This is a genomic window from Ureibacillus suwonensis, assembly GCF_042655065.1.
In the GTDB taxonomy this organism is placed as follows: domain Bacteria; phylum Bacillota; class Bacilli; order Bacillales_A; family Planococcaceae; genus Ureibacillus; species Ureibacillus suwonensis.
This window is the reverse complement of the sequence record NZ_JBHSNQ010000143.1, coordinates 1-4,299: the sequence shown is the minus strand read 5'-3', so window position 1 is coordinate 4,299 and position 4,299 is coordinate 1. Positions and strand designations below refer to the sequence as shown.

Sequence of the window (4,299 nt, the reverse complement as noted above, 5' to 3'; positions counted from 1 at the left end):
GTACAGGAAAGAAAGCAAAAATGCATTTCAATCTGGTGACGTTAATTTATAATACCTGCAAACTAGCAGTTGATCGAATCAATGCTTTATTACAGCAACAAAACCAAGTTGCATAATTAAAAAAAAACGAAGTTTTTAGTATAGGGGTACTCTATACTTCAGAAAAACTATGATTTATGAAATTGATTCAATAAAGTAAATATTTCTTATTTTATTACTTTGATTATATGGGTATTAAGGTTGATAAATTTGGGGAAATTCATCTATTGCGTTTATGACCACAATATTCTTAACCTTGTCTTTAATTTTAATTCTTTCCTTAATCTGCATCCGCTTATTTAATCGTTCAACATATGGACCAGCTTTTATGAGGTTCGTGTTCCCCGGATCAGTACTTTGCCTCCAGCTTCCTTCAGATTCCGCTTCTCTCATGTCTACCATCGTGGTTTAGTACTTGCATCTTAAAGTTCAGGCACAAATCAGACATGTATCAAAGGCTGGCCCCTCATCAAGAGTGGATGCCAGCCTTTTCATTCTTGCGATCCTAATTATTTTTCCAACAACGTTTGATAATACTCCTCCAGCGGGAACACCCGGCCTTTTTCATCTTTATAAACCACATGTTCCGGCTTGAAGTGTACCGGTGAATCAATGCCGCATGCCGCAGCGATGCGGAAAAGCCCTTCCCTTAATGTGATGACATAGTTGGCGGTGCGGTATTTCTTCTCATCAATGACCAGCGCTTTCTGCAAATCCGGATCTGTCGTTGCGACACCCACAGGACATGCATTGGAATGGCATTTTAATGCCTGAATGCAGCCCACTGTAATCATAAAACCGCGGGCGATATTGACGAGATCCGCCCCCATGGCAAGGGCAATCGCAATCCGGTCTGCGGAGAACAGTTTGCCGGAAGCGATGATTTTCACCCGCTCCCGCACGCCATGTTTGACCAGAGCATTCTGCAACAATGGCAAGGCGGCCTTAAGCGGCAAACCGACACTATCAGCCAACTCCTGATACGTCGCACCCGTTCCCCCTTCGCCGCCATCCACCGTGATGAAATCCGGACCTTTTCCCGATTCTTTCATCGCCTTGGCTAATGCTTCCGCTTCATGTGGGCTTCCGATGACCACCTTCATGCCCACCGGTTTCCCCGATTTTTCACGTATTTGTTCAATGAAATCGAATAACGTATGGAAATCATTAAACTCTTTGAAACGGTTCGGGCTATCAATGGAAGTATAAGGTTCCACCATGCGGATTCTTGCAATTTCCTCCGTCACTTTTTCGGCATCAATGTGGCCGCCGCGGGTTTTAGCCCCCTGAGCCAATTTGATTTCGAAGGCTTTCACCTGCGGAATTTGGCTTTTCTCCACCAATGCGTCCCAGTTGAAATTCCCTTCTCTGTCACGTACGCCAAATAAACCGGGACCAATTTGCATAATGATATCCACATTGCCCTTCAGATGATAATCGGAAAGTCCGCCTTCCCCGGTGTTCATCCATGTCCCTTTCGCAATGCCGAGACCCTCGGACAACGCAGTAATCGCATTTTTGCCCAGGGCACCGTAACTCATTCCGGACATGCCGATTTGTCCTTTGACAATGAATGGATGCTTCGTATGTTCCCCAATCACAATGGCATCATCATCATGCAAGAGGAACGCCTTTGATTCATGATCTTCCCATTTTTCTTTCCTTTGTCCAAATAAAGGCTCATTCAATAGAATGTACCGTTTCGTTTTCACCCTTGTTTCCTGATCCATTTTCAATTCTTCCGTTAGTTTCGGAAACATGGAGTTGCGGATATAAAAGCCGGGTTTCTCAAAATCCCTCAATGAACCATATCCGATCACATCGCGTTTATATTTTGCGGATTTTACAATGGTTTGATATTCAAAACGCGAAAACGGCTTCCCTTCTGTATCATGATCGAATAAATATTGGCGCAATTCGGGACCGATTGTTTCAAATAAGTACCGCGCCCTGCCGATAACCGGATAATTGCGCAACACCGGATGTTGCTTTTGGCTGCGGTCAATAAAATACAAATATAATCCGATAACGATTAAAACTAAGAAGATGAAGCATATGATTACCGAACCGACAATGATCAACACATCTGCGAGATTCAATAGCGCTACCTCCAATAAAAACCGTTATTCATCCACATATCTTAGATTTCTCAAGTATAGGTAAAATATTCAATTGATTATTTGGGCAAAATGCTTCCTTTCTATTGAAATTCCCTTATTCCGATGCCCATAAACACCAGAGAATGTCAAAAATCGCCATTTTTCGCCATAAACGAGCAAATCGGATCTTATTAAATTCAGAAACTTGCATATTTTTTCATGCCCGTTTCCGCCGGTGGGAATGGTTTTATGTTGTGTATAAATGGCAATAATTCGATGCACCGAAATGTAGCGCCCTTTGGATAACCAAAAAGTTCAGGGACATTGCTAACTGCATTAAGCATGCGATATTTATTACTATTTCAATTTCAACGGCAAAAAGGCATATTCATCTTTACGAATGATGTCCAACTTTTCCACCTGAATCGGCGCCGAAAAAATCGGACCATCCAACACCGTTGTATGAAATTCCCCTGCTTCCCCGCATGGATCGATGGACCGTTCCACAAGCTCCTCTATGTAATCACGGGTCAATATTCTTCCCAAGTCATCCATGCGCATACCCATTGATAAATTCACTGTTGTCACCATGGCCACAAAACCAGAATCAACAAATTCCTCGACAATTTCTCGACGCTCTCTGTGCCAAAGGGGCATACATAAATCAAGCCCCACCTTATTCGCGACGTTTTCGTGCCAAGAACCGTGGTCAGGTACGTCCACATCGCCGGTTACGAGCACTTCCGCCCCTTTTGCTTTTGCCTCCTTCAATAACTGGATGAACTTTTCTTCATAGGTTGTCCAGCTGGCGGCGCGTGTAAAGATGGGACAGCCTATGGCACGGGCTTGCGCTTCCAAAAATTCAGGTGACAATCGGTGGGAGTAGGAGAAGTGATCCGTTTCATCCAGCATCCCGATCAGTCCGACCGGTTCTCCTGCTTGTATGGCTTTATATAAAGCGAGCGTACTGTCCTTTCCACCGCTGAAGGATGCGATAAATTTTTTATTCTTTATTTTAGTAATCCAATCATTCACTTTACATACAGCCTTTCTTTCTATAATAATTTTTTCATCATGCCGGGCTTGGATATCGTTTGGTTGAATCATTCAAAATTATTTTTGTTGTTCCATCCCTAGATTCATTAACCATTCACGCAATTGGGCCTTTGGATAATACACTTTGCCATTAATCAAAATATGCGGAATGTCAGGATGTTCCTGGATCAATGATTTTGCATCTTCTTTGGAAATCCCCATAAAATAATGCACGTCCCGTTCATTGATCAGTTCGTAATCGTCATCATCCAATGAATCCAGAACATCGGGTCTTTTGAAATTCTTTAAACCTTCCCCAATAAAATATCCAGCTGCCGCAATTCCCAATGCTAAAATGAAATAATTCCAGTCCAACTCTTTTCCTCCTTTGATAACGATGTTGTTAACCATATTTTACCACAGTCTCCAATGTAAATTGAATGTGTATTTGTATCCAAAGAGGAAATAATATTGGCTTGTATTCGCATAAAGGAGGGGATCATTTTCTTCCGCTCTAAAAAAGGAACTATACGCACCAATTGGGATTTTATCTGCACGAAAAGGGTCTCTATATGCACGAATTTGGATTCTATCCGCACCAAAGGGGTTATCAAACGCACGAATCGATACTTTATCCGAACTAAATGCTGTACCATCCGCACCAAAGGGGTTACCATACGCACGAATCGATACTTTATCCGAACTAAATGCTGTACTATCCGCACCAATTAAGACACTATCCGCACCAAAGGGGTTACCATACGCACGAATCGATACTTTATCCGAACCAAATGCTGTACCATCCGCACCAATTAAGACACTATCCGCACCAAAGAGGTTATCAAACGCACGAATTGATACTTTATCCGAACCAAATGCTGTACCATCCGCACCAATTAAGACACTATCCGCACCAAAGGGGTTACCATACGCACGAATTGATACTTTATCCGAACCAAATGCTGTACCATCCGCACCAAAGGGGTTACCATACGCACGAATCGGTAGTGTCAAAAAATCTATGAAAACTTAGTTTTGGAGGGATGTGATCTAGCGAAACTAGAGGAAATGCCGCCGCAATCGCTCTTGACAAACACGTCAATGGTTTGATTTCGAACCAACAAGG

Annotated in this window: 4 protein-coding genes; all 4 read right to left on the bottom strand. The window is 42.7% G+C overall.

Annotated features, from left to right (window positions below; genetic code table 11):
• Nucleotides 1-548: 548 nt before the first annotated feature.
• Nucleotides 549-2,138 carry an FMN-binding glutamate synthase family protein gene (locus ACFPOH_RS11395; RefSeq protein ID WP_390309727.1) on the bottom strand — a complete coding sequence of 530 codons (1,590 nt, stop codon included), beginning with the start codon at nucleotides 2,136-2,138 and terminating at the stop codon, nucleotides 549-551.
• Nucleotides 2,139-2,495: 357 nt separating this feature from the next.
• The gene (locus tag ACFPOH_RS11390) at nucleotides 2,496-3,245 is read right to left on the bottom strand and encodes a Dph6-related ATP pyrophosphatase (RefSeq protein ID WP_390309725.1); all 750 of its coding nucleotides are present in this window, start codon (nucleotides 3,243-3,245) and stop codon (nucleotides 2,496-2,498) included.
• Between the two features lie 6 nt (nucleotides 3,246-3,251).
• The gene (locus ACFPOH_RS11385) at nucleotides 3,252-3,548 is read right to left on the bottom strand and encodes a DNA-binding protein (protein WP_096552486.1); all 297 of its coding nucleotides are present in this window, start codon (nucleotides 3,546-3,548) and stop codon (nucleotides 3,252-3,254) included.
• A gap of 39 nt (nucleotides 3,549-3,587) precedes the next feature.
• Nucleotides 3,588-4,187, bottom strand: coding sequence for a hypothetical protein (locus ACFPOH_RS11380; RefSeq protein WP_390309723.1), 600 nt, complete (start codon nucleotides 4,185-4,187; stop codon nucleotides 3,588-3,590).
• Nucleotides 4,188-4,299 lie beyond the last annotated feature (112 nt).

What these genes read in the sequence shown, in the direction of transcription:
- ACFPOH_RS11390 (WP_390309725.1), bottom strand. Translation starts at nt 3,245, where the DNA reads ATGATTCAACCAAACGATATCCAAGCCCGGCATGATGAAAAAATTATT.